General features: G+C 54.9%; 26 protein-coding genes and 1 tRNA gene. 8 read left to right on the top strand and 19 right to left on the bottom strand.

All coding sequences use genetic code 11. The features are described from left to right. Positions 1-5 precede the first annotated feature (5 nt). The 3 genes from MIM_RS02670 to MIM_RS02660 are packed head-to-tail and all read right to left on the bottom strand — an operon-like array spanning position 6 to position 1998. Positions 6-863 carry a metal ABC transporter permease gene (locus tag MIM_RS02670; RefSeq protein WP_025371219.1) on the bottom strand — a complete coding sequence of 286 codons (858 nt, stop codon included), beginning with the start codon at positions 861-863 and terminating at the stop codon, positions 6-8. Then, complete coding sequence (locus MIM_RS02665; protein WP_025371218.1) at positions 863-1639, bottom strand: metal ABC transporter ATP-binding protein; 777 nt, start codon at positions 1637-1639, stop codon at positions 863-865. The genes MIM_RS02670 and MIM_RS02665 overlap by 1 nt, the downstream gene beginning before the upstream one ends. Before the next feature lie 50 nt (positions 1640-1689). Beyond that, positions 1690-1998, bottom strand: coding sequence for a hypothetical protein (locus tag MIM_RS02660; protein ID WP_025371217.1), 309 nt, complete (start codon positions 1996-1998; stop codon positions 1690-1692). A gap of 132 nt (positions 1999-2130) precedes the next feature. Here MIM_RS02660 and MIM_RS02655 point away from each other — a divergent pair, with 132 nt between their 5' ends. The 5 genes from MIM_RS02655 to hslU all read left to right on the top strand — a co-directional run bounded on the left by MIM_RS02655 (position 2131) and on the right by hslU (position 6572). Further along, entirely contained in the window at positions 2131-2691 is a 561-nt protein-coding gene (locus tag MIM_RS02655) for a Fur family transcriptional regulator (RefSeq protein WP_245592804.1), read from the top strand. A gap of 263 nt (positions 2692-2954) precedes the next feature. Further along, positions 2955-4070: a CobW family GTP-binding protein gene (locus MIM_RS02650; RefSeq protein ID WP_025371215.1), complete on the top strand. Its 1116-nt coding sequence runs from the start codon at positions 2955-2957 to the stop codon at positions 4068-4070. Positions 4071-4170: 100 nt separating this feature from the next. Next, positions 4171-4620: an RNA polymerase-binding protein DksA gene (gene dksA / locus MIM_RS02645; protein ID WP_025371214.1), complete on the top strand. Its 450-nt coding sequence runs from the start codon at positions 4171-4173 to the stop codon at positions 4618-4620. Between the two features lie 72 nt (positions 4621-4692). Continuing rightward, positions 4693-5226, top strand: coding sequence for an ATP-dependent protease subunit HslV (gene hslV, locus MIM_RS02640; protein WP_025371213.1), 534 nt, complete (start codon positions 4693-4695; stop codon positions 5224-5226). Between the two features lie 14 nt (positions 5227-5240). Beyond that, the gene (gene hslU / locus MIM_RS02635) at positions 5241-6572 is read left to right on the top strand and encodes an ATP-dependent protease ATPase subunit HslU (RefSeq protein ID WP_025371212.1); all 1332 of its coding nucleotides are present in this window, start codon (positions 5241-5243) and stop codon (positions 6570-6572) included. A gap of 315 nt (positions 6573-6887) precedes the next feature. Here the strand turns inward: hslU and MIM_RS02630 are convergent, their stop codons facing one another. Beyond that, complete coding sequence (locus tag MIM_RS02630; protein ID WP_025371211.1) at positions 6888-7181, bottom strand: copper-binding protein; 294 nt, start codon at positions 7179-7181, stop codon at positions 6888-6890. A 210-nt stretch (positions 7182-7391) separates the two neighbouring features. Between MIM_RS02630 and MIM_RS02625 the strand changes: the two genes are divergently transcribed. Then, on the top strand, positions 7392-7952 hold the full coding sequence (locus MIM_RS02625; protein WP_025371210.1) for a cob(I)yrinic acid a,c-diamide adenosyltransferase: 561 nt from the start codon (positions 7392-7394) through the stop codon (positions 7950-7952). Positions 7953-8230: 278 nt separating this feature from the next. On the opposite strand, the gene MIM_RS02620 is transcribed toward MIM_RS02625, so the two are convergent. The 6 genes from MIM_RS02620 to petA all read right to left on the bottom strand — a co-directional run bounded on the left by MIM_RS02620 (position 8231) and on the right by petA (position 12748). Beyond that, positions 8231-8306: transfer RNA gene (locus MIM_RS02620), tRNA-Thr, on the bottom strand. 262 nt (positions 8307-8568) lie between these two features. Beyond that, entirely contained in the window at positions 8569-8997 is a 429-nt protein-coding gene (locus tag MIM_RS02615; RefSeq protein WP_025371209.1) for a ClpXP protease specificity-enhancing factor, read from the bottom strand. A gap of 44 nt (positions 8998-9041) precedes the next feature. Next, on the bottom strand, positions 9042-9653 hold the full coding sequence (locus tag MIM_RS02610) for a glutathione S-transferase N-terminal domain-containing protein (protein WP_014749335.1): 612 nt from the start codon (positions 9651-9653) through the stop codon (positions 9042-9044). 139 nt (positions 9654-9792) lie between these two features. After that, a complete protein-coding gene (locus MIM_RS02605; RefSeq protein WP_025371208.1) occupies positions 9793-10644 on the bottom strand; it encodes a cytochrome c1 in 852 nt (283 codons plus the stop codon). A gap of 22 nt (positions 10645-10666) precedes the next feature. Continuing rightward, positions 10667-12052 (bottom strand): cytochrome b, encoded by a 1386-nt coding sequence (locus MIM_RS02600; protein WP_025371207.1) that lies wholly within the window; start codon positions 12050-12052, stop codon positions 10667-10669. Positions 12053-12103: 51 nt separating this feature from the next. After that, complete coding sequence (gene petA, locus MIM_RS02595) at positions 12104-12748, bottom strand: ubiquinol-cytochrome c reductase iron-sulfur subunit (protein ID WP_025371206.1); 645 nt, start codon at positions 12746-12748, stop codon at positions 12104-12106. Between the two features lie 120 nt (positions 12749-12868). Here petA and mscL point away from each other — a divergent pair, with 120 nt between their 5' ends. After that, a complete protein-coding gene (mscL, locus tag MIM_RS02590) occupies positions 12869-13324 on the top strand; it encodes a large conductance mechanosensitive channel protein MscL (protein WP_025371205.1) in 456 nt (151 codons plus the stop codon). Positions 13325-13692: 368 nt separating this feature from the next. Here mscL and MIM_RS02585 read toward each other — a convergent pair whose 3' ends face one another. Continuing rightward, on the bottom strand, positions 13693-14478 hold the full coding sequence (locus tag MIM_RS02585; RefSeq protein WP_025371204.1) for a Nif3-like dinuclear metal center hexameric protein: 786 nt from the start codon (positions 14476-14478) through the stop codon (positions 13693-13695). 11 nt (positions 14479-14489) lie between these two features. Between MIM_RS02585 and MIM_RS02580 the strand changes: the two genes are divergently transcribed. Next, positions 14490-15641 (top strand): S1C family serine protease, encoded by a 1152-nt coding sequence (locus tag MIM_RS02580; protein ID WP_025371203.1) that lies wholly within the window; start codon positions 14490-14492, stop codon positions 15639-15641. 174 nt (positions 15642-15815) lie between these two features. Here the strand turns inward: MIM_RS02580 and tatC are convergent, their stop codons facing one another. From tatC to hisH, 8 genes are all read right to left on the bottom strand, one after another. Further along, on the bottom strand, positions 15816-16607 hold the full coding sequence (gene tatC, locus MIM_RS02575; RefSeq protein ID WP_025371202.1) for a twin-arginine translocase subunit TatC: 792 nt from the start codon (positions 16605-16607) through the stop codon (positions 15816-15818). Continuing rightward, the gene (gene tatB / locus MIM_RS02570; protein ID WP_025371201.1) at positions 16607-17305 is read right to left on the bottom strand and encodes a Sec-independent protein translocase protein TatB; all 699 of its coding nucleotides are present in this window, start codon (positions 17303-17305) and stop codon (positions 16607-16609) included. The genes tatC and tatB overlap by 1 nt, the downstream gene beginning before the upstream one ends. Positions 17306-17372: 67 nt before the next feature. Then, positions 17373-17633 (bottom strand): Sec-independent protein translocase subunit TatA, encoded by a 261-nt coding sequence (tatA, locus tag MIM_RS02565; RefSeq protein WP_025371200.1) that lies wholly within the window; start codon positions 17631-17633, stop codon positions 17373-17375. 124 nt (positions 17634-17757) lie between these two features. Then, positions 17758-18111, bottom strand: a complete 354-nt coding sequence (locus MIM_RS02560; protein WP_025371199.1) for a phosphoribosyl-ATP diphosphatase — start codon at positions 18109-18111, stop codon at positions 17758-17760. Then, positions 18108-18500, bottom strand: coding sequence for a phosphoribosyl-AMP cyclohydrolase (gene hisI / locus MIM_RS02555; protein ID WP_025371198.1), 393 nt, complete (start codon positions 18498-18500; stop codon positions 18108-18110). Before hisI ends, MIM_RS02560 begins: the two co-directional genes overlap by 4 nt. Then, the gene (gene hisF, locus MIM_RS02550) at positions 18497-19300 is read right to left on the bottom strand and encodes an imidazole glycerol phosphate synthase subunit HisF (RefSeq protein ID WP_025371197.1); all 804 of its coding nucleotides are present in this window, start codon (positions 19298-19300) and stop codon (positions 18497-18499) included. Before hisF ends, hisI begins: the two co-directional genes overlap by 4 nt. Next, positions 19297-20049 (bottom strand): 1-(5-phosphoribosyl)-5-[(5-phosphoribosylamino)methylideneamino]imidazole-4-carboxamide isomerase, encoded by a 753-nt coding sequence (gene hisA / locus MIM_RS02545; RefSeq protein ID WP_025371196.1) that lies wholly within the window; start codon positions 20047-20049, stop codon positions 19297-19299. Before hisA ends, hisF begins: the two co-directional genes overlap by 4 nt. Positions 20050-20141: 92 nt before the next feature. After that, a complete protein-coding gene (gene hisH / locus MIM_RS02540) occupies positions 20142-20825 on the bottom strand; it encodes an imidazole glycerol phosphate synthase subunit HisH (protein WP_025371195.1) in 684 nt (227 codons plus the stop codon). Between the last annotated feature and the right edge of the window lie 3 nt (positions 20826-20828).

Raw genomic sequence — 20828 nt, 5'->3', positions numbered from 1 at the left:
GGGCCCTAGCGCCCGGCGCGCAGCAGGCCGTGCTGGTTGCCAAAGAGCATCGACAGAATATACAAAGCGCCCGCTGACAGAATAATGGCACTGGAAGCCGGCAGACCGAAGTGATAGGACATAACCAGGCCGATATACGAAGCAACAACGCCCAGGCACACCGCCAGCACCAGTTGCCATCCCAGGGTACGCCCCCAAAAGCGCGCAGCAGCAGCGGGCAGCATCATCATCCCGACCACCAGCAACGTGCCCATGACCTGATAGCCAGCCACCAGATTGACCACCAGCAGAATCAGAAAACCACCATGCACCAGCGACCCGCCGCCGCCTTCCATTTTCAGAAAAGCCGGGTCCAGGCATTCAATCACCAGCGGCCGGTACATGAGCGCCAGCACCACCAGCGTCACACTGGAGACGCACATGATGAAAATCAGATGACTGTCATCAAGCCCCAGTACCGTGCCGAACAGCACATGCAATAGATCCAGATTGGAGCCCTTCAGGGAAATCAGCAACACCCCCAGGCCCAGTGAAATCAGATAAAACGCGGCGAAGCTGGCATCTTCTTTCAGACCGGTGGATCGCGCGACGATGCCGGCAAGCATGGCCACCAGCAAACCCGTTACCAGCCCCCCCACCAGCATCGCCGTCATGGAAACGCCCGCCAGCAGGAATGCCACGGCCACGCCGGGCAAAATGGCGTGCGACATGGAGTCTGCCATCAGGCTCATCCGCCGCAGGATCAGGAAAACCCCCAGCGGTCCGGCAGCCAGCGAGACGAATATCGAACCGAACAGCGCTCGGTTCATAAACGCAAACTCGGTAAAAGGCGTGATCAGTGCGGCAACAATCGCCTCGGCCATCAGAATCCTCCCAGCGCCAGCGAGCGGGCCCGATCCAGATTGGCATCGGTCAGCACAGTGGCGGTATCACCCCAGCTCACAACCTGCCGTGCCAGCAGCAGCGTCTGCGGAAAGCACTCGCGCACCAGCGCAGCATCATGCAACACTACCAGCACGGTGCGCCCTTCACGATGCCAGCCCAGGAGAATCTGCAACAGCAAATCGCAAGTCCCTTCGTCGACCGCGGTAAAGGGTTCATCCAGGATCATGACAGGCGCATCGCAAACGATGAGACGGGCAAACAGCGCCCGCTGCATTTGTCCGCCGGACAGGCTGGAAATCAGATCGCGGGATTTATCGGTCAGCCCGACCGTGGCCAGAGCCTCATGAATGCGCTGACGCTCGCCCTTGTCATAACGCCGGAAGGCGCCCACACGGCGCCAGGCGCCCATGGAGACCAGATCATAGGTGGTGATGGGGAAACTGCGATCAATCTCGCTGATTTGCGGCAACAGGGAAATACCGCCCCGGAAAGGGTCGTGGATGGTGACCTTGCCGCTACGCGCCGCCAACTGCCCCGTAATGGTCTTGAGCAGTGTCGATTTACCGGCACCGTTGGGACCCAGGATGGCGGTGAGTGACCCCTCAAGAAACGTACCGGTAACGCCACTGAGCGCCTGCACGCCGTTCCAGCCTACTGTCACATCATCAAGCCCGATCACCGGCCTGGCCGAGGTCGACACTGCCCCGGCAGGACAGTCAACACGGGGGCTGTTTGTCGCGAAGGAAGTAGACATGGGTAGGCGTCACAATCAGAAAATACGAAGAAAATACGACGGCAGGCAAATCAGCCGGCAATCGCGCCCAGCCAGCCGGCTGACCAGGCGATCAGGCCCCATAACAGCATGAGGACGCCCAGCACGGGGGCCAGCCTGCCAAGGGCAGAGGCCAGAAAAATGGTGGAGGTGGAATCGGCCAGCATAGACTGTGTGCCAGCAGCAAAATACGCGCTATTACCAGTGTCGGCAGCGGGCGCCAGCACGCTCACGGCATCGGCGACCGTGACAGATTTCGCTCGCCCCTGCTCGACAAAAGGCGTCCCTTTCACAGAGGGGTAGACGCGTTGCAGGGCCGGAAACAAGGTGTCATTCTGCATAATTGTCTGATAGAGCCGATGAGTTAATCGATACCGTCGAAATGATATGTTATATCATAATACACAAAATCGACGCTGAAATGGCCTAAAATAGATAGAAAATTTCTTCCCTGCAGGAGATGGCTGTACGATTTGAGCCATCTTCGCCCAACGATTGCCCGTCATATGACCTTCAGAACGCCATCCGATACCGATCACCCGGAACACACGCATCAGCATGGTGCCGCTGCCCATTCTGTCGCCTATCAGTTGCTGGAAGCCATTCGCCACTGCGAACAACGTGGCACGCGCCTGACGCCGATTCGCCAGCATGTACTTACCCTGCTGCTGGAATCGGGCCGCAGCCTGAAGGCTTACGAACTGCTGGAAGCCATGAAGCAGCTCTACCCCCAGGCCAAACCGCCTACCGTGTATCGCGCGCTGGACTTTCTGGTAGAAGAAGGCCTGATCCACCGACTGGATGCCGTCAACGCCTGGACCGCCTGCCAGGACGTATCGGGTCACCATCACGATCTGCTGATTGTGTGCACGCGCTGTGGTAAAGTCGCCGAGCTAAGTGCGCCGCTGATCAGCCATCAGTTGCAGGACATGATACAGGCCGCCGGTTTTATTCAGACAACCAGTGAAACCGAATTGCGTGCCATGTGTACCAACTGCAGCCAAAAACAGGATGAAACGCCTGCGGCCCCATAACGCCGATCACAGGCATCAAGACAAGATGTCCCGGGTCAAATCTGTGCCCCAAAAAAGCACACGCAACATCACGCATATATGGATGTAAATTTCATTACACAAATCAAGCTCTTAGGGTTTATCCCCAGTATTTACGTTTATTTTCCGCGAGAAACAATTAACGTTTGCCACATTCGCAAAGCTATGATGTAATCCTGCGATTGACTTTAGGAACGTCTTTTTGGAACCGGCCGGTTTCTGTTGCCGGTAAGACGTTGAACGTTATGACCAAAACGCAAGCACAAGCAGATAAAATGATCCCTGTCACCGTCCTTACCGGTTTTCTGGGGGCAGGTAAAACCACACTTCTGAAACGTATCCTCACCGAATATCACGGCAACCGTATTGCGGTTATTGAAAATGAATTCGGGCCGGAAAGCATCGATAACGAGCTTCTGGTACAGAACAGCGACGAGCAGATTATTGAACTGTCAAACGGTTGCGTCTGCTGCACGGTTCGCGGGGACCTGCTCAACACGCTCAACGATCTTAAAGTCCGTCGCCAGAATGGCGAACTCACATTCGAACGTGTTGTCATCGAAACCACCGGTGTAGCCAACCCCGGCCCGGTTTGCCAGACATTTTTCATGGACGATAGCGTCGCCGCTTTCTATCGGCTTGATGCCGTGATTACGGTGGTCGATGCCAAGCATGGCATGGAAACACTGGATACGCAGCCCGAAGCGCAGAAACAGGTTGGATTTGCCGATCGCATCCTGGTATCGAAAAAAGACCTGGTCACAGACGAGGAATACAGCGCCCTGCGCCATCGCCTGTTGCACATGAACCCGCGCGCAGAAATCATGCCGGTGCACTTTGGTGAAATCGACATCAATAAAGTCCTGGATATCAGCGGCTTTAACCTGAATACCATTCTGGACATTGATCCCGAATTCCTGGCTGAAGAACATCCCGACGCGGCGCACGATCATGATCACGGACACGACCATGGGCACGACCACGATCATGACCACGCACATGGCGATCATCACGATCACGACCACCATCATCACGATCATCATCACGCTCACCACGACGATGAAATCGGCGCCTTTGTCTTCAAGTCAGACAAAGCGTTCATACCGGAACGTCTTGAAGAGTTCCTGAGCGGTGTGGTACAGGTATTTGGTCCCGACCTGTATCGTTACAAAGGGATCCTCTACATGAAAGGCATGCGCCAGCGCATGATTTTTCAGGGTGTACACATGCTGATGGGTGCAGAACCCGGCAAACCATGGGGACCTAAGGAGAAACCATCTAACACCATGGTGTTTATCGGCCGTAAATTGCCCAAGGATGTCATCCTTAACGGGCTTAACCAGTGTCTGGTACAAAAATAGCAGACGCTGAAGGCATCATATTGCGCACAAATGTGATAAAGCAGTTTCAATCCTTTGTGTGCTATGTTCAACATTATTGAAGTGATATATGGAGTGTTTTATGGCTAAGGCAGCTAAAAAAACAGATGCAACAACGCAAGCTCCTCTTCTGACCGAAGAGCAACTGCTCGCCATGCCCGAATCTGACTACATGAACGATGAGCAACTGGCATTTTTCCGCGACCGTTTGAAGCAACTGGAAGACGAAATCATCAATAATGCAGGCGTCACCACCGAGAATCTGCGTGAAACCCAGTTTGTGCCTGATCCGGCCGATCGTGCAACGATTGAAGAGGAACATGCACTCGAATTGCGCACCCGTGATCGCGAACGCAAGCTGCTTAAAAAAGTGCAACAGTCTCTGGCCCTGATCGATTCACGTGACTATGGCTGGTGCGAAGAAACCGGCGAGCCTATCGGTCTGCGCCGCCTGCTGGCCCGTCCAACCGCCACCTTATCCCTGGAAGCCCAGGAACGGCGTGAAAAGCGCCAGAAAATGTACGGTGATTAATTAATTGATCCTCGTTCCTTGAAATCTTCCTGTTCCGCCCCTATCTACGCAGGGAACCAACAGGAAGGCTCTATGGAACAATTTCACGCTACTACCATCGTCTGCGTCCGGCGCGGCAATCAGGTCGCGCTCGGCGGCGATGGTCAGGTCACACTGGGCAATATTGTCATAAAAGGCACTGCCCGTAAAATCCGCCGCTTATACCACGACAAAATTCTGGCAGGCTTCGCCGGCGCGACAGCCGACGCCTTTACACTGCAGGAACGCTTCGAGGCCAAGCTCGAGAAACATCAGGGCCACCTGATGCGTGCAGCCGTTGAGCTGACGCGCGACTGGCGTACCGATCGCGTACTGCGCCGACTCGAAGCCATGTTGATCGTCGCCGACGCCGAACACACCCTGATTCTGACCGGAAACGGTGACGTACTTGAACCCGAGAACGGCATTGCCGCGATTGGTTCCGGAGGCGCCTATGCACAATCTGCGGCTCTGGCGCTCTTGCAGAATACTGACCTGCCCCCCGAGGTTGTGGTCAAGAAATCGCTGGAAATCGCAGGCGACCTGTGTATTTACACGAACAGCAACCACATTGTTGAAACACTCTAACAGGAATTAGCAGAATGTCAGCGAGTGTCATGACTCCTAAAGAAATTGTCTCTGAACTGGACAAAAACATTGTCGGACAGAACAAGGCAAAAAAATCCGTCGCCGTTGCCCTGCGCAACCGCTGGCGTCGTCAGCAGGTGCCCGAGCCCCTGCGCCACGAAATTCATCCGAAAAACATTCTCATGATCGGCCCCACCGGCGTGGGCAAAACCGAGATTGCGCGACGCCTGGCCAAACTGGCCAACGCACCATTCATCAAGATCGAAGCCACCAAATTCACGGAAGTGGGTTATGTGGGTCGTGATGTCGACACCATTATTCGTGACCTGGTCGAGATTTCCATCAAGCAAACGCGTGAACTGGAAACCCGCCGCGTCCGCACGCAGGCAGAAGACGCCGCAGAAGACCGAATCCTGGACGTGCTGGTCGCACCACCACGCGATAGCAATGGCGAGCCACTGCGCCAGGAAAATACCGCCCGCCAGACCTTCCGCAAGAAACTGCGCGAAGGCCAGCTGGACGACACCGAAATTGAAATTGACGTGACCCAGCCCATGCCGCATATGGAAATCATGGCGCCTCCGGGCATGGAAGACATGACCGAGCAGCTCAAGGGCATGTTTGCAGGCTTAAGCCGTGACAAGAAAAAAACCACGAAAATGACCATCAAGAATGCCTTCAAGCTTCTGGTGGACGAAGAGGCGGCCAAACGGGTCAACGAAGAGGAAATCCGGGCGGCGGCGGTGCGTAATGCCGAACAGCAGGGCATCGTCTTCCTGGATGAAATCGACAAAATCGCAACCCGCCAGGAAAACGGTGGTGGCGATGTATCCCGCCAGGGTGTTCAGCGCGACCTGCTGCCATTGGTAGAAGGCACGACAGTCAATACCAAATATGGCATGGTGCGCACCGATCACATTCTGTTCATTGCCTCGGGCGCTTTTCACTTGTCCCGCCCTTCGGATCTGATTCCCGAACTGCAGGGTCGCTTCCCCATCCGGGTTGAACTTGATTCGCTAACCACGGCCGACTTCGTGCGCATTCTGTCCGATACCGATGCGTCACTCACCAAGCAGTACACTGCATTGATGGCAACCGAAGACGTGGCACTGGAGTTTACCGATGAAGGTATCCATCGCCTGGCTGAACTGGCCTATGATGTAAACGAACGCACTGAAAACATCGGCGCGCGTCGCCTATACACGGTGATGGAAAAACTGCTGGAAGACCTGTCGTTTGACGCAACAACCAGCAGTGGTCAGGTCGTTAAAATCGACGCCGATTATGTGAACAGCAAGCTGGAAGAAGCGGCGACCAGCCAGGATCTGGCAAGGTACGTGCTGTAAGGCCAGCAACGCCTGTAAGGCTGCCAGGCATCAGTGTCGTCGGCTCGGTAATAATGACCCCCAGGGGTCAAAATTCAATTGCCACTGACAATTGAACTGGCAAGCGATACAGGAGCAAAACCTGCAAGACGCAAAAAAGGTGCAGACGTGAAGAAGTCTTGCACCTTTTTTGCTGGTCACGACACCACGCTCAGGTATTGCCCTGGCGGTGGCGATCGCTGCATGGGCTCATTAGCGGGTTACACGTTGCCGCCGCGGCAATGGCACCGCTTCAGTCTGGCGCTACCGCAACGGGCAGATATAAGCCACCGTTGCCTAGTTACTGATTTCCTTAATCACGTAGTCCTTACCCACGCGTTCAGCCGTAAAACTGACCGAATCACCCGGCTTGATATTCTTGAGCAGCGCGGCATCAATCTTGTAGGATAGCGTCATCGCGGGCAGCTTCAGGTCGCTGATCTCGCCCTGTTTAATGGCAATTTTTCCCTGATCGGGTTGAATACGTCGCACCTCACCGCTACCACGCCCGGTTTCCTGCGCAGAGGCTGTGCCGGTGACGGCCAAAGCCGCAGCCAGCCCCAGAATGACCGTTGCAATAGACTTTCTCATGCCTGCCTCCAGATGTTTGATTCAGCCTTTATTTTAGGGCAAAAGCCTGTGCGGGGGCCGTTTTGGGTGCAATAGTGATTACGTCACACTTCAGCACAACATTCAGGACCAATCGTACTGCTGCGGCTCCCAGGCCGGAGACGCGATACAATGACCTCGCGACACAATGACCTCGCAACATTCCATGACCCATCCCGCTGACTGCACCCTATGACCGACAGACTCACTTCAATCATCACCAAAACCGGCGACGATGGCACCACCGGCCTGGGTGACGGATCACGTATTGCCAAACACAGCATCCGTATACAGGCGATCGGCGATGTCGACGAACTCAACAGTCAGCTCGGATTGCTCCTGGCCGATGCGTCTGTGCCGCTGGCTATCACACAGCTACTGCAACACGTGCAGCACCGTCTGTTTGATCTGGGCGCAGAACTCAGTGTGCCCGGATATGTTGCAATCACTGATGCTCACGTAACCACGCTGGAGCAGGCCGCAAATTTGCATCAGGCCGGTCTGCAGCCATTGCGCGAGTTTATTCTGCCCGGTGGCTGCCCGGCAGCCGCGCAGACGCATGTCTGCCGCAGCGTATGCCGTCGCGCCGAACGCAGTGTTGTCGCGCTCAATGGCACTGAACCGGTCAGCGATGCGGCCCGCCACTATCTGAACCGGCTATCTGATTGTTTGTTCGTGATCGCACGGGCCCTGAATCAGGGTGCCGGACAAAGCGATATCTTCTGGCAGGCCGCCGACAAAACGACGCCATAGCCCGCCACAACCCCTTTTCCATACCCGTTCAAATCTAACGCTCAATACTCAGCGGCCAGCTAACCGCTTAGCGCTTACGAGTGCTGGCCCAGTGCGGTTGGAATGGAGTGATTAACAGAGTTTGGTGAGTACCTACCCCCGTTTATGGCATAGAGCCCGTAGAGCCCCGCTTTTTAACGATTGAGTGCCCAAGAAAACCGCAACAGCTCAAGGCCGCCCAAACAAAAACCCCGCAACAACATACCAAGGGTATGATTGAAACGGGGTGTTTGAAATTCTGGTGCCGGTTAAAGGAGTTGAACCCTCGACCTTCTGATTACAAATCAGCTGCTCTACCAACTGAGCTAAACCGGCGAAAGAAAGATTATATGTGAAGCAGGCAGGAAAAGTCCAGTTTTACAACGCACAGGATCAAAAAAGTTACCCGTTTGTCTTGTTTTAGCTGCAAATACGCGCCATGTAAGCCCTAATTACCGCTTAATTACCGCCTAAATCACCGGCCTCATTGACCCGCTATCACTGACCCACCCATCGCTGCGGTTGGCAAAACCCGACAGCACATCGCAACAACCTTGCTGCTGGCCGCCCTTAACCGACGGCGGCCAGAACAAGACAATTACTTGACCACTTTGAGCCACGGCGCTTTTTCCTGCGGACTGGATGGCGGTGGTGGATCGTCGTCGGGCCCTTGCGTATCGTGCGCATCCGAGCCGGCGTTGTCAGTCAGATCATATTCCTCCACTTCAAACTGCATCCCTTCCTGCGTTTCACGCGCATAAATGGCTTCAACGCGGGCCACGGGAACGGAAATCTGCCGTGACACGCCGCCAAATCGTGCCTGAAACTCAATCCAGTCATTGCCCATAACCAGGCGATTGGTCGCCATCGCACCCACATTCAATGTAATGCGTTCATCACGAACAAACTCCCTGGGCACCTGGCAGGCCGCGTCAACGTGGACCACCAGATGAGGGGTGTAGCCGGCATCGGTACACCACTCATGCCAGGCACGCAACAGATATGGTTTGGTAGATGGTTTTTCCATTCACTTTCCTTTAGTCTGCGGCTGCACTCTTGTCCTGAAACGGATCAGCGACGCATGACCTTTTCTGACGGCGTCAGTGCTTCAATATATGCAGGACGAGAGAAGATCCGCTCGGCATATTTCTGAATCGGCGCCGCGTTCTTGGGCAACTCAATTCCGTAATGATCCAGGCGCCACAGCAATGGTGCCATGGTCACGTCGAGCATGGAGAATTCCTCGCCCAGCATGTAGCGGTTTTTGATCAGCAACGGTGCGAGCTGCGACAAACGGTCACGGATCATGCGACGGGCGTTTTCCAGTTTCTTCTCGTCGGAACGGGCAGAACGATCTTCCAGCACGCCAACATGAACAAACAGCTCTTTTTCAAAGTTGTGCAGGAACAAGCGGGTGCGCGCACGCATAACCGGATCGGCGGGCATCAGTTGCGGATGCGGGAAACGCTCGTCAATGTATTCATTGATAATATTGGATTCATACAGAATGAGGTCGCGCTCTACCAGGATGGGCACGCGACCATAGGGGTTCATGACCGAGATATCCTCGGGCTTGTTGAACAGGTCAATATCACGAACCTCAAAATCCATGCCCTTTTCGTACAGGACGAAACGGCAACGTTGAGAAAATGGACACGTGGTTCCAGAATAAAGCACCATCATGGCGTGCAGTCTCCCGCAAAAAATATAAAAAAGAAAAGGTCAGTGCCATCATACAACAAGCACTGACCCGAATCACAGTGGTTCTGACATCGGCAGCAAAGGGAAGGCTTTACAGCTCCCCGGGCGCCGCCGACAACGCTTACTTAACGTGTTTCCAGTAAGACGCGTTCAGCCTCCAGACGACGATAAAGAACAATCCGAGGAACAGCAGCACCCATACGCCCAGTTTCTTGCGCAGGAGTTGTTCCGGCTCGGACATCCAGCCAAGGAAAGCAGTCAGATCAGCAACATCGTTGTCATACTGCGCCTGTTTGGATGGATCCAGATACTTCAGTGTGGAATGTGACGATGCACCGCCATGATACTCGGGCAGCGGGTCGTCGCTCACGACAGACTTGAAGCCTTCGGCATCTACTTTCGTGACGATTTTGTGCCACTCCTGCTTGCCGTCTTTTTCCACCTGATGGATATCAACGGTTTCCAGTTCACGCGGACCTTGCAGGTTCCACAAGGCGTGCGGCATACCTACGTTCGGGAACAGCAGGTTGTTCCATCCCAGAGGACGGGACGTATCGCGGTAGAAGGTGCGCAGGTAGGTGTAGATGTAATCAGTACCGTCCTGACCCATATTGGCAGCCTTGGCACGCGCCATGACCGACAGGTCTGGTGGTGCCGCACCGAACCATGCTTTCGCATCAGCAGGACTCATGGCGACGTGCATGAGTTCACCAACCTTATCGCCGGTAAACAGCAGGTTTTCCTTGATCTGTTCTTCTGTCAGGCCAAGTTCCGTGAGCTTGTTATAGCGCATGGAGTTGGCACTGTGACAGTTCAGACAGTAGTTGACGAAAAGCTTCGCGCCATTTTGCAGAGAAGCCACATGATTGACACGGTTGGGCGCACGATCCCACTCCATGCCGCCCTCGGCGGCCAGGACAGGAGTGGTAAAAGTGACGGCCAGTAACAATGCGCCTATTAACTTTTTAAACATGTTCATTCCTGTATTTTTCAACTTAGTGGGGATGGAAGGTCACACGATCAGGGACTTTCTTGAACGTGCCCAGCCGGCTCCAGATTGGCATGAACAGGAAGAAAGCCAGGTAAATCAGTGTACCCACTTGAGAAATAATATTCAGGACAGGACTTGGCGCCTTGGTACCAATAATGCCCAGGATCACGAAATCGATCAGGAATACCGCATACACCAGCTTGTGCCAGCCCGGACGATAGCGGATGGATTTGACCGGAGACTGATCAAGCCAGGGCAGGAAACCCAGGATGACCACGGTGCCGCCCATGATGACCACACCCCAGAATTTCGCATCATAAACACGCAGGGCGACGGCAAGCAGCACCAGAATGACCGGGAAAATGATTTTCCAGATACCTTTGAGGTTTTTGCTGAACAGCAGGCCGACAGCGAAAATCAGTGCCAGCGCAACCAGCACCCAGGTGAATTCATCGGTTGTCGCACGCAGCATGGAGTAGAACGGCGTGAAATACCAGACAGGCGCAATATGCGGTGGTGTCTTGAATGCATCGGCCGGCAGGAAGTTATTGGCTTCCAGGAAGTAACCACCCATGGTTGGCGCAAAGAACATGATTGCGGCAAACACCATGAGGAAGCCAACCACACCCATCAGATCGTGTACGGAATAGTACGGATGGAAGGGAATGCCGTCCAGCGGACGACCGTTGGCATCTTTCTTCTCTTTGATTTCAACGCCGTCCGGGTTGTTTGATCCCACTTCATGCAGCGCAATCAGGTGAGCCACGACCAGACCGATGAGCACCAGTGGAATGGCGATCACATGGAAAGCAAAGAAGCGGTTGAGTGTAGCGTCGGAAACAACGAAGTCACCACGAATCCAGATGGACAGATCAGGGCCCACATAAGGAATGGCAGAGAACAGGTTCACAATCACCTGGGCACCCCAGAATGACATTTGACCCCATGGCAGCAGATAACCGAAGAAGGCTTCCGCCATCAGACAGAGGAAAATGGCGACGCCGAAAATCCAGACCAGTTCACGTGGTTTGCGATAGGAACCATAGAACAGGCCACGCAGCATGTGCAGATACACCACCACAAAGAACATCGAAGCGCCGGTAGAGTGCATATAGCGGATGATCCAGCCATAGGGCACTTCGCGCATGATGTATTCAACCGATGTGAACGCCAGGGCGGCATCGGGTTTGTAGTGCATGACCATGAAAATACCGGTCACAATCTGGATGACCAGAACCAGCAGGGCCAGTGATCCGAAGAAATACCAGAAGTTGAAATTCTTGGGTGCGTAATACTCGGACAGATGAGCTTTCCACAGAGTCGTTAGTGGGAAGCGCCGATCCACCCAACCCAACAATCCTGTCGTTTCGACAACTTTTTCGCCAGCCATTTTACAGGGCTCCTTTTCTAACTAGGCAAGAGATCAGACGGATCATTGGGATCAGCCTTCCGCTTTTTCTAAGCCAACCATAACAGTGTTATCGTCGACAAAGTAATAAGGTGGAATAAGAAGATTGTCGGGCGCAGGCTGGTTTTTGAAAACCCGGCCAGCCAGATCAAAATGGGAACCATGGCAGGGGCACAGAAAGCCGCCTTCCCAGTCGGAGCCCATACCCTCGGCGCCACCGATGGCAAAGCGGGGTGAGGGGGAACAGCCCAGGTGTGTGCAAATACCAACGCAAATAAACCATTCCGGCTTGCGGGAACGGCCTTCGTTCTTGGCAAAATCGGGAGTGTAGTCAGGACGCTCGGATTTTGGATCGGCAAGGTGCGAATCGTTTTTGGTGAGCCCGTCGATCATGGCCTGCGTACGGTGGATGACCCATACCGGCTTGCCTTGCCATTCGGCGGTAATCATGGTGCCGGGTGCAATACCGCCCAGCGCGATTTCCACTGGCGCACCAGCCGCCTTGGCACGATCGGAAGGGTTCATTGATGCAACAAAGGGAACGGCTGTTGCCACTCCTGCTACACCACCGACCGCACAGGCTGTACCCAGCCAGAAGCGTCGTTGCGGGTCAGAGGGCAGTACCGCTGGAGATGCGGGCCCCTGATTATCATACTGCTGTATAGAATCCTGACTCATTATCCATCCTTGTTGATACACTCAAGGTACTAAAATTTACTATATTTTATGTGTACATAATTTGGCAACCGTTTATTATATACCGGTGCCCGAGCCGGGCGTGGAAAAAAGGACATAATCATGAGTAAAGGTTTTATAAACGAGTTCAAAGAGTTTGCAATCAAAGGCAACATGATTGATCTGGCCGTTGGTGTGATTATCGGCGCCGCTTTCGGAAAGATCATTGACTCTTTAGTTAAAGACGTCATCATGCCCGTGATCAATTTCATCCTCGGCGGATCTGTTGATTTTGCCAACAAATTCATTGTCTTATCCGAACCCGATGGCTACACCGGGGCACGTACTTACGAAGCCATGAGTAAAGCCGGCGCCAATCTGCTGGCTTACGGTAACTTTCTCACGATCTTCATCAATTTCGTCCTGCTGGCTCTGGTGATCTTCTGCCTGGTCAAAGCCGTTGCCAAAGCACGCGCCACCTTTGAAAAAGAAAAAGAAGCCGAAGTCGAAGCCGATCCGGCCGATGTCGCCCTGCTCAAGGAAATCCGCGACCTGCTGCGTCAGAAACCTACGGTCTGATCGGTCACAGACCTTGTCACTACCAGCGCCTCGGTTGCTGGAACCGCATCATCAGCGGCAAGGCCTGAAGTAAAAAAACAACATCTGCAAGCAACGGCAGATGTTGTTTTTTTTCGTCTGTTGGCGTCTCCTATGGCCCGTATCACATGACGCTTCTCACATGACGCTTCTCACATGACGCTTCTCACATGACGCCTCTCACATGACGCCTCTCACATGACGCTTCTCACATGACGCTTCTCACATGACGCTTCTCATATGACGCTTCTCATATGACGCTTCTCATATGACGCTTCTCATATGGCGCGTCTTATCTGGAGTGTCATCAGGAGCCTCATTGCCAGTACGCCGGTGCTCCGCCTCCTTCCTCACACCGGATTGGGCAGATCAACGAACTCCACATCCACACCGAATTGCGCCGCCACGGCCTGTCCCAGCGCCTGCACGCCATAGCGCTCGGTCGCATGATGACCGGCGCCGATATAGGCCACACCGGACTCGATCGCCTGATGATAAACCTGTTCCGATGCCTCGCCGGTCAGGTAGACATCAACTCCGCGCGCAATCGCCTCTTCGAACATGCCCTGGGCGCCGCCGGTGCACCATGCAATACGCCGCAAGGGCTGGTTACTGTTGCCTATAAGCAACGGGCGCCGACCCAGGGTGGTTTCAATTTGTGTACCCAGTTCGCCCAGCGTCTGCATGCCCGGTGGCAGCGTGCCTGACCAGATGAGGCCGCCTCGGCCAAACACCACCGGCTGTCCGCTGCCATCATCGGCGCGATCGGGAACCAGGCCCAGAACCCTTGCCAATTGCGCGTTGTTGCCCCATTCCGGGTGTGCATCCAGCGGCAAATGGTAGCCAATGACGTTCAGCCCATGGCGGATCGCCAGTTCCATGCGCCGAAATTTACTACCCACCACGCAGGGATTTTCGCCCTTCCAGAACCATCCGTGATGCACCAGAACGGCATCAGCCCCCTTGTCTGCAGCAATTTGCAACAGTTGCGCCGAGGCCGTCACGCCTGTAATCACTTTTTTTATTTCAGGCTTACCCTGCACCTGCAGCCCGTTTGGTGCATAATCCTGAAAGAGAGCTGGTTTTAGTTGCTGGTCCAGCCAGCCTAGCAAATCCTGCACGAAAATTTTATTCACGACGTCTTCCTATGTATCGTTTTTGGTTACTGTTATCTCAGGCGGTCACCGTCTGCCTGGCGTTGGTTTTCACCATTACAACATTACGCCCGGGCTGGCTGACGCCCGGCGCCAGTGACAATCCGCGTGTGTTGCCCTCTACGGTACTGCCTTCTGCCGTTGAGAGCCTGAGTTTTGCCTCGGCCGTTGCGGCGGCCACACCGTCTGTTGTGAATATCTATACCACAAAGAACATCGAATCGCCTTTCAAGAATCTGCCGGACGTTCCTGCGCTTAAACCGTTTATCAAGGATAACAAGGATCAGAACACAATGGGGCCCACCAATCTGGGCTCCGGTGTCATCGCCTCGGACAAGGGCTATATTCTGACCAATTATCACGTGATCGAAGCGGCCGACTCCATTGAAGTGGGCCTGACCGACGGACGCAAGGCCCCGGCCAAACTGATCGGCACCGATCCCGATACGGATCTGGCCGTTCTGAAGGCCGATCTGCCCGACCTGCCGGTCATCCACTACAACATCGGCAATACGCCACGGATCGGCGACGTCGTCCTGGCCATTGGCAATCCGTTCGGCGTGGGCCAGACAACCACCATGGGTATTGTATCGGCGCTGGGACGCACCGGCCTGGGAATCAATACCTATGAAAATTTCATTCAGACCGATGCCGCTATCAATCCCGGCAATTCAGGCGGCGCACTTATCAATACACACGGCGATCTGATTGGTATCAACACCGCCATCTATACGGAATCGGATGCCGGCGGCTCGCTGGGCATTGGCTTTGCCACTCCCGCCGATACCGCCATGCGCATCATGGACGAAATCATCAAGACCGGGAGCGTCTCGCGCGGCTGGCTTGGCATAGAGCCGCAGGACATCACGACCGATCTGTCGCGGGCCTTCAATCTGAAAAATACAAATGGGGTGATTATTGCCACGCTGGCACCTAATGGACCGGCTGGACAGGCGGGCCTGCTGGTGGGTGATATTCTGCTGGCGGCCAATGGCGAGGAAATTGCAGGTACCGATCATTTGCTGAACAAAATCGCCGAGTTTGCGCCCCAGTCAAAAGTGACCTTCACCGTTTTGCGTGGCGGCAAAAAGCATGACTTCATCGTCACGCTGGGTAAACGGCCACAGATCACCACCACCAACTGATCACAACGAGATCCCTGACAGGGCCTTTATGTTAAGGTCCGTTATATTCAGGTCCGTTATGTTCAGGCCCGTTATACTCAGGCCCGTCAGCGCTGCCGCCCCTAAGGACACCAACGCCCGCTCAGGCGTCCGGTTTAGCGCCACTTGCCGCCCGTGCCAGTCCAGGCAATCGCCCTACTGTTCCGTTTCTGATTCGTCCCGATTCAGCTCGCGCACTTTGATAAAGCGCGCTGCGAACAGCCCCAGTTCAAACAACAGGCACAGCGGCACCGCCAGCAGCAATTGCGACATGACGTCGGGCGGCGTCACGATGGCCGCCACAACAAAGGCACCCACAATCACGTAACCGCGCATGGCCTTGAGTTTCTCTACGGAAATCACCCCGGTGCTCACCAGCACCACCACGACAATGGGTACCTCAAAGGTGACACCAAAGGCCAGGAACATGGTCATCACAAAGCCAAGATACGCCTCGATATCCGGTGCGAAATTGATCGATTCGGGCGAGACCATCGCAATGAAATGAAAGATGGTATGGAAAACAATGTAGTAGCAGAAAGCCATGCCAAAAAAGAACAGCAGCGTGCTGGAGATGACCAGCGGCATGGCCAGTTGCTTCTCATGTCGGTACAGGCCCGGCGCGATAAACGCCCATGCCTGGTACAGCACATAAGGCAGCGCGATCATGAAGGCCAGCAATAGTGTGACTTTGAGCGGCACCAAAAACGGCGTGATCACGCCGGTGGCGATCATGCGATTGCCGGCAGGCAGCGACGCAATCATGGGCTGCGCGATAAAGTCGTAGACCGCGCCCGTGCCCGGATAGATACACAGAATGGCAAACACCCCGATCACCGCCAGCAGCGCCCGGATCAGGCGGGTCCGCAATTCGATCAGATGGGAGAAAAAGCTGTCTTCAGGCAGACTTTCCTGCGAGCTATCGGGAGGAAGAATGGGATTAGGCATCAGGAATGCTTATCGGAACGGGTAACGGCCGATGCCGGCGCATCGGCTTCAGTAGGCTTGACACTGGGCTGCTCAGGCCCAGCGGATGGGCTGGAAGCCGTCGACGAAACCGGCTTGCCAGCCGATGCAGGAGCAGCAGGCGGCGTTGCATTGACTGTTTCAGCGGACTTAGCCTCAGCACCACTGGCCGGTTCCAGCGGAGGCTCTGTCAGGGGAGCGGTCACATCGGCTACGCCGGCAGATGGTGAATCAGTGGCCGGTGCCGGCGTATCGAAAAGACCCGCCGCATGGCGGGTTGTATCGGCCTGCGCATCGGAAGCAGAATTGGCTGCGTCAGCCGCATCCGCTTGTGACGACGTTGTGTTTGTGGTGTTCGGGTTGACGCTATCGCGCAACGAAGCACCCGTGCGCTCCAGGTCGTCCCTCAGGGCATTGACCGGGTTGCGCAAGGCGCTGGCCGTATCTTCTACCGAGGATTTGACGTCACTCACGGCCGACTGCATTTCTTCTTTTATTTTGGCAATTTCCTGGATATCCACTTCGCGCTGAATATCGCTTTTGACATCGTTCACGTAGCGCTGGGCACGACCTACCAGATGGCCCAGCGTACGGGCGACCGTAGGCAGGCGCTCGGGGCCGATCACAATCAGCCCCACCACACCAATAACGAACAGCTCTCCGAAGCTTAAACCAAACATACTTGCTACTTTTCAAGAAGACCGGCGGTCTATGCCGCAACTGATGCCGATAGTCGGCATGAGATGATTATTCGGACTTTTCGCGAGCCTGCACGTCGATCGCGTCCGGCTTGGCCGGTGCTGCCGTGTCCTGCGTGTCGGCGACCTTGCGATTGATGCCATCGTCTTTGGACGAATCGGCTTCATCATTGGCGTCCTTGATACCTTTTTTGAATCCTTTGACGGCACCACCCAGATCTTCGCCTACGTTGCGCAGCTTTTTGGTACCGAAAATAAGGGCGACAATGACCAGTACGATCAACCAGTGCCAGATACTTAAACTGCCCATGTTTTACTCCTGAAATCAGATTGCGTGAATACGCATACTATACCAATTTATTTACGAATCAATAACGAAATATCATCAATGTCATCGCAGCGAGAACTGCCATAACATGCGCTGCATGCACTCTTTATTGCTTACGGGCTGCTTTTTCCTCAAGGCCTGACATACCCTCACGACGGGCCAGTTCGGCCAGCACATCTTCAGGCCGTAATCCATAATGCGTGAGCGCGACCAGACAGTGAAACCACAAGTCCGCTGTTTCAGAAACAATCCGCTCTGGTACGCCATCTTTTGCCGCCATCACCAATTCGGTTGCTTCTTCGCCGATTTTCTTGAGGAAGGCATCGGGTCCGCGCGCCAGCAGTTTGGCGGTATATGACGTTTGTGAATCGCCGCCGGCCTGTGGCCTGCGCGTTTCCAGTACATCAGCCAAACGAGCCAGAATATCAGCCGCCGGAGCAGGCAGGTTAGCTTGCGTCATTTGTACATGGTCTCCGGATCCTTGAGCACCTCATCGGTTACCCGCCATTGCCGCGCCGATGCTTCACCGGTAAGCTCGCGAAAAAAACAGCTCTCGCGCCCGGTATGGCACGCCACACCGCCCTGTTGTTCCACCGTCAGCAAAACAACGTCGCCGTCACAATCCAGACGCAGCGAACACAAGCGCTGGGTATTGCCAGACTCTTCGCCCTTGCGCCAGAGCCGCTTGCGCGACCGTGACCAATAGACGGCCCGTCCGGTATCCGCGGTTTCCTGCAGGGCCTCGCGATTCATCCAGGCTACCATCAGAATCCGCCCACTCTGCCAATCCTGCGCAATCGCGGGCACCAGGCCGTCGGCATCAAATGCTACTTCATCTATCCAGTTCATTGCGTGTTCCTGACTTGTATCCCGCGCTCAGCCATATAGGCCTTGGCCTGCGCGATACTGTAATCACCGTAATGGAATATGCTGGCAGCCAGCACCGCGCTGGCGCGACCCTCATTCACCCCATCGCAAAGATGCTGCAAATTACCCACCCCGCCCGAAGCGATGACCGGCACGGCCACGGCATCCGATATCGTGCGGGTCAGTTGCAGGTCAAACCCTGCCTGTGTGCCGTCCTGATCCATACTGGTAATCAACAATTCGCCGGCGCCATAACGGGCCATGCGTACGGCCCAGGCAACAGCGTCTATGCCCGTAGGCTTGCGGCCGCCATGCGTGAACACTTCCCAGCGCAATGGCTCTCCCGGTGCCGAAACGCGTCGCGCATCAACCGCCACCACAATACATTGTGAGCCGTAATAATCGGCACAGGCGCGCACCAGCTCGGGTTCATTCACAGCAGCACTATTAATGGAAACCTTGTCGGCACCGGCGTTGAGCAGGCGCTGTACATCGGGCAAGGCGCGCACGCCACCGCCGACCGTCAGCGGAATAAACACTTCCGATGCCACCTGTTCAATCATGGACAGGGTCAGATCCTTGCCATCACTGGTCGCCGTAATATCCAGAAATGTGAGCTCATCAGCCCCCTGCTCGTTGTAGCGCCTGGCAATTTCCACCGGATCACCGGCATCGCGCAACTGGACGAAATTCACCCCTTTGACGACGCGCCCTGCCGTGACATCAAGGCACGGTATGACGCGGGTGGTCAGGGAGTGTGCCGGAGCCGTAGACTGTGTCACTCCTGCTCATCCCCGTTCAGTTCGTCTGCCATATCCTGTGCAGCCTGAAAATCCAGCGTACCTTCGTAAATGCTGCGTCCCAGAATAACGCCTTCGACGCCCTCCTGTTCAACCGCACACAAGGCTTCGATGTCGCTCAGATCGGTCACACCGCCCGAGGCAATCACCGGGATTCTCACGTGTTGCGCCAGACGTACGGTGGCTTCAATATTGACGCCGGTCAGCATGCCGTCGCGACCGATATCGGTATAGATAATGGATTCAACACCGTAGTCTTCGAATTTGCGACCAAGATCAAGTACGTCGTGTCGGGTGAGCTTGCTCCACCCGTCGGTAGCGACCTTGCCGTCACGCGCATCGAGCCCCACGATGATATTGCCAGGGAAAGCGCTGCAGGCATCCTGCAGAAAGCCGGGATCCTTTACGGCTGCCGTCCCGATAATGATATATTGGATACCGAAATCCAGATACCGTTCAATGGTGTCCAGGTCGCGAATGCCACCGCCGATCTGCACCGGAATGTCGTCGCCGACGGCCCGTACGATGGCCTTGATCACATCTTCGTTTTTGGGCTTGCCGGCAACGGCTCCGTTCAGGTCAACCAGATGCAGGCGTCTTGCGCCCTGGTCGTACCATTGTTCCGCGACGGTAACCGGGTCTTCGGAAAAAATGGTGGCATCCTGCAAGTCCCCCTGGCGCAGGCGGACACAGCGCCCGTCCTTTAAATCAATGGCTGGTATGAGCAGCATAACAATCAGATTATCAAAATAAGAATAAAATTAAAATCATGAACACCTGTTGCGGTTTCACAATTCACCCAACTGCCATGACCTAAATATGGTCAGATATTCCAGTTTACAAAATTCCGATAAAGACGCAAGCCAAATTCCGCGCTTTTTTCGGGGTGGAACTGTACTGCAAAGATATTATCCCGTGCCACGGCACAGGTGAAATTGTGTCCGTATACCGTTTCTCCCACCGAAATGGCGGAATCTGCAGGATCAACATAATAACTGTGGACAAAATAAAAGTAACTGTTGTCGGGAATGCCATCCCACAAGGCATGCGGCCTTGCCTGTCTGACCCGGCTCCAGCCCATATGCGGCACTTTGAGCGGACGCGCCTCATGCTGCACCTGCGCCGCCGAGGTATCAGACTGTTCCTGCAGATTCACGGCAAATTGCGGCCCGGCAAACTTGCGCACGGTACCGGGGAAAATGCCCAGACACGGCACATCACCTTCTTCGCTGTGCTGCATCAGCATCTGCTCACCTACGCAAACCCCCAGCAGAGGCTTGCTGTCGGCGGCGCGCAGCACAGCGTCCAGCAGCCCTGAGTTCTGCAAATTGCGCATGCAATCGGGCATGGCCCCCTGCCCCGGAAACACAATCCGATCGGCCTTCTCCAGCGCCGCTACATCAGACGCGAGATAGACATCGGCTTCGCTCGCTGCATGACGCAAGGCGCGCTCCACCGAATGCAGGTTTCCCATGCCATAATCGACAATCGCAATTTTGCCGCTCATAAA

This window comes from Advenella mimigardefordensis DPN7, assembly GCF_000521505.1.
In the GTDB taxonomy this organism is placed as follows: domain Bacteria; phylum Pseudomonadota; class Gammaproteobacteria; order Burkholderiales; family Burkholderiaceae_B; genus Advenella; species Advenella mimigardefordensis.
Note: the sequence above shows the minus strand (reverse complement) of the source record. Positions and strands in the feature narration are given on the sequence as shown.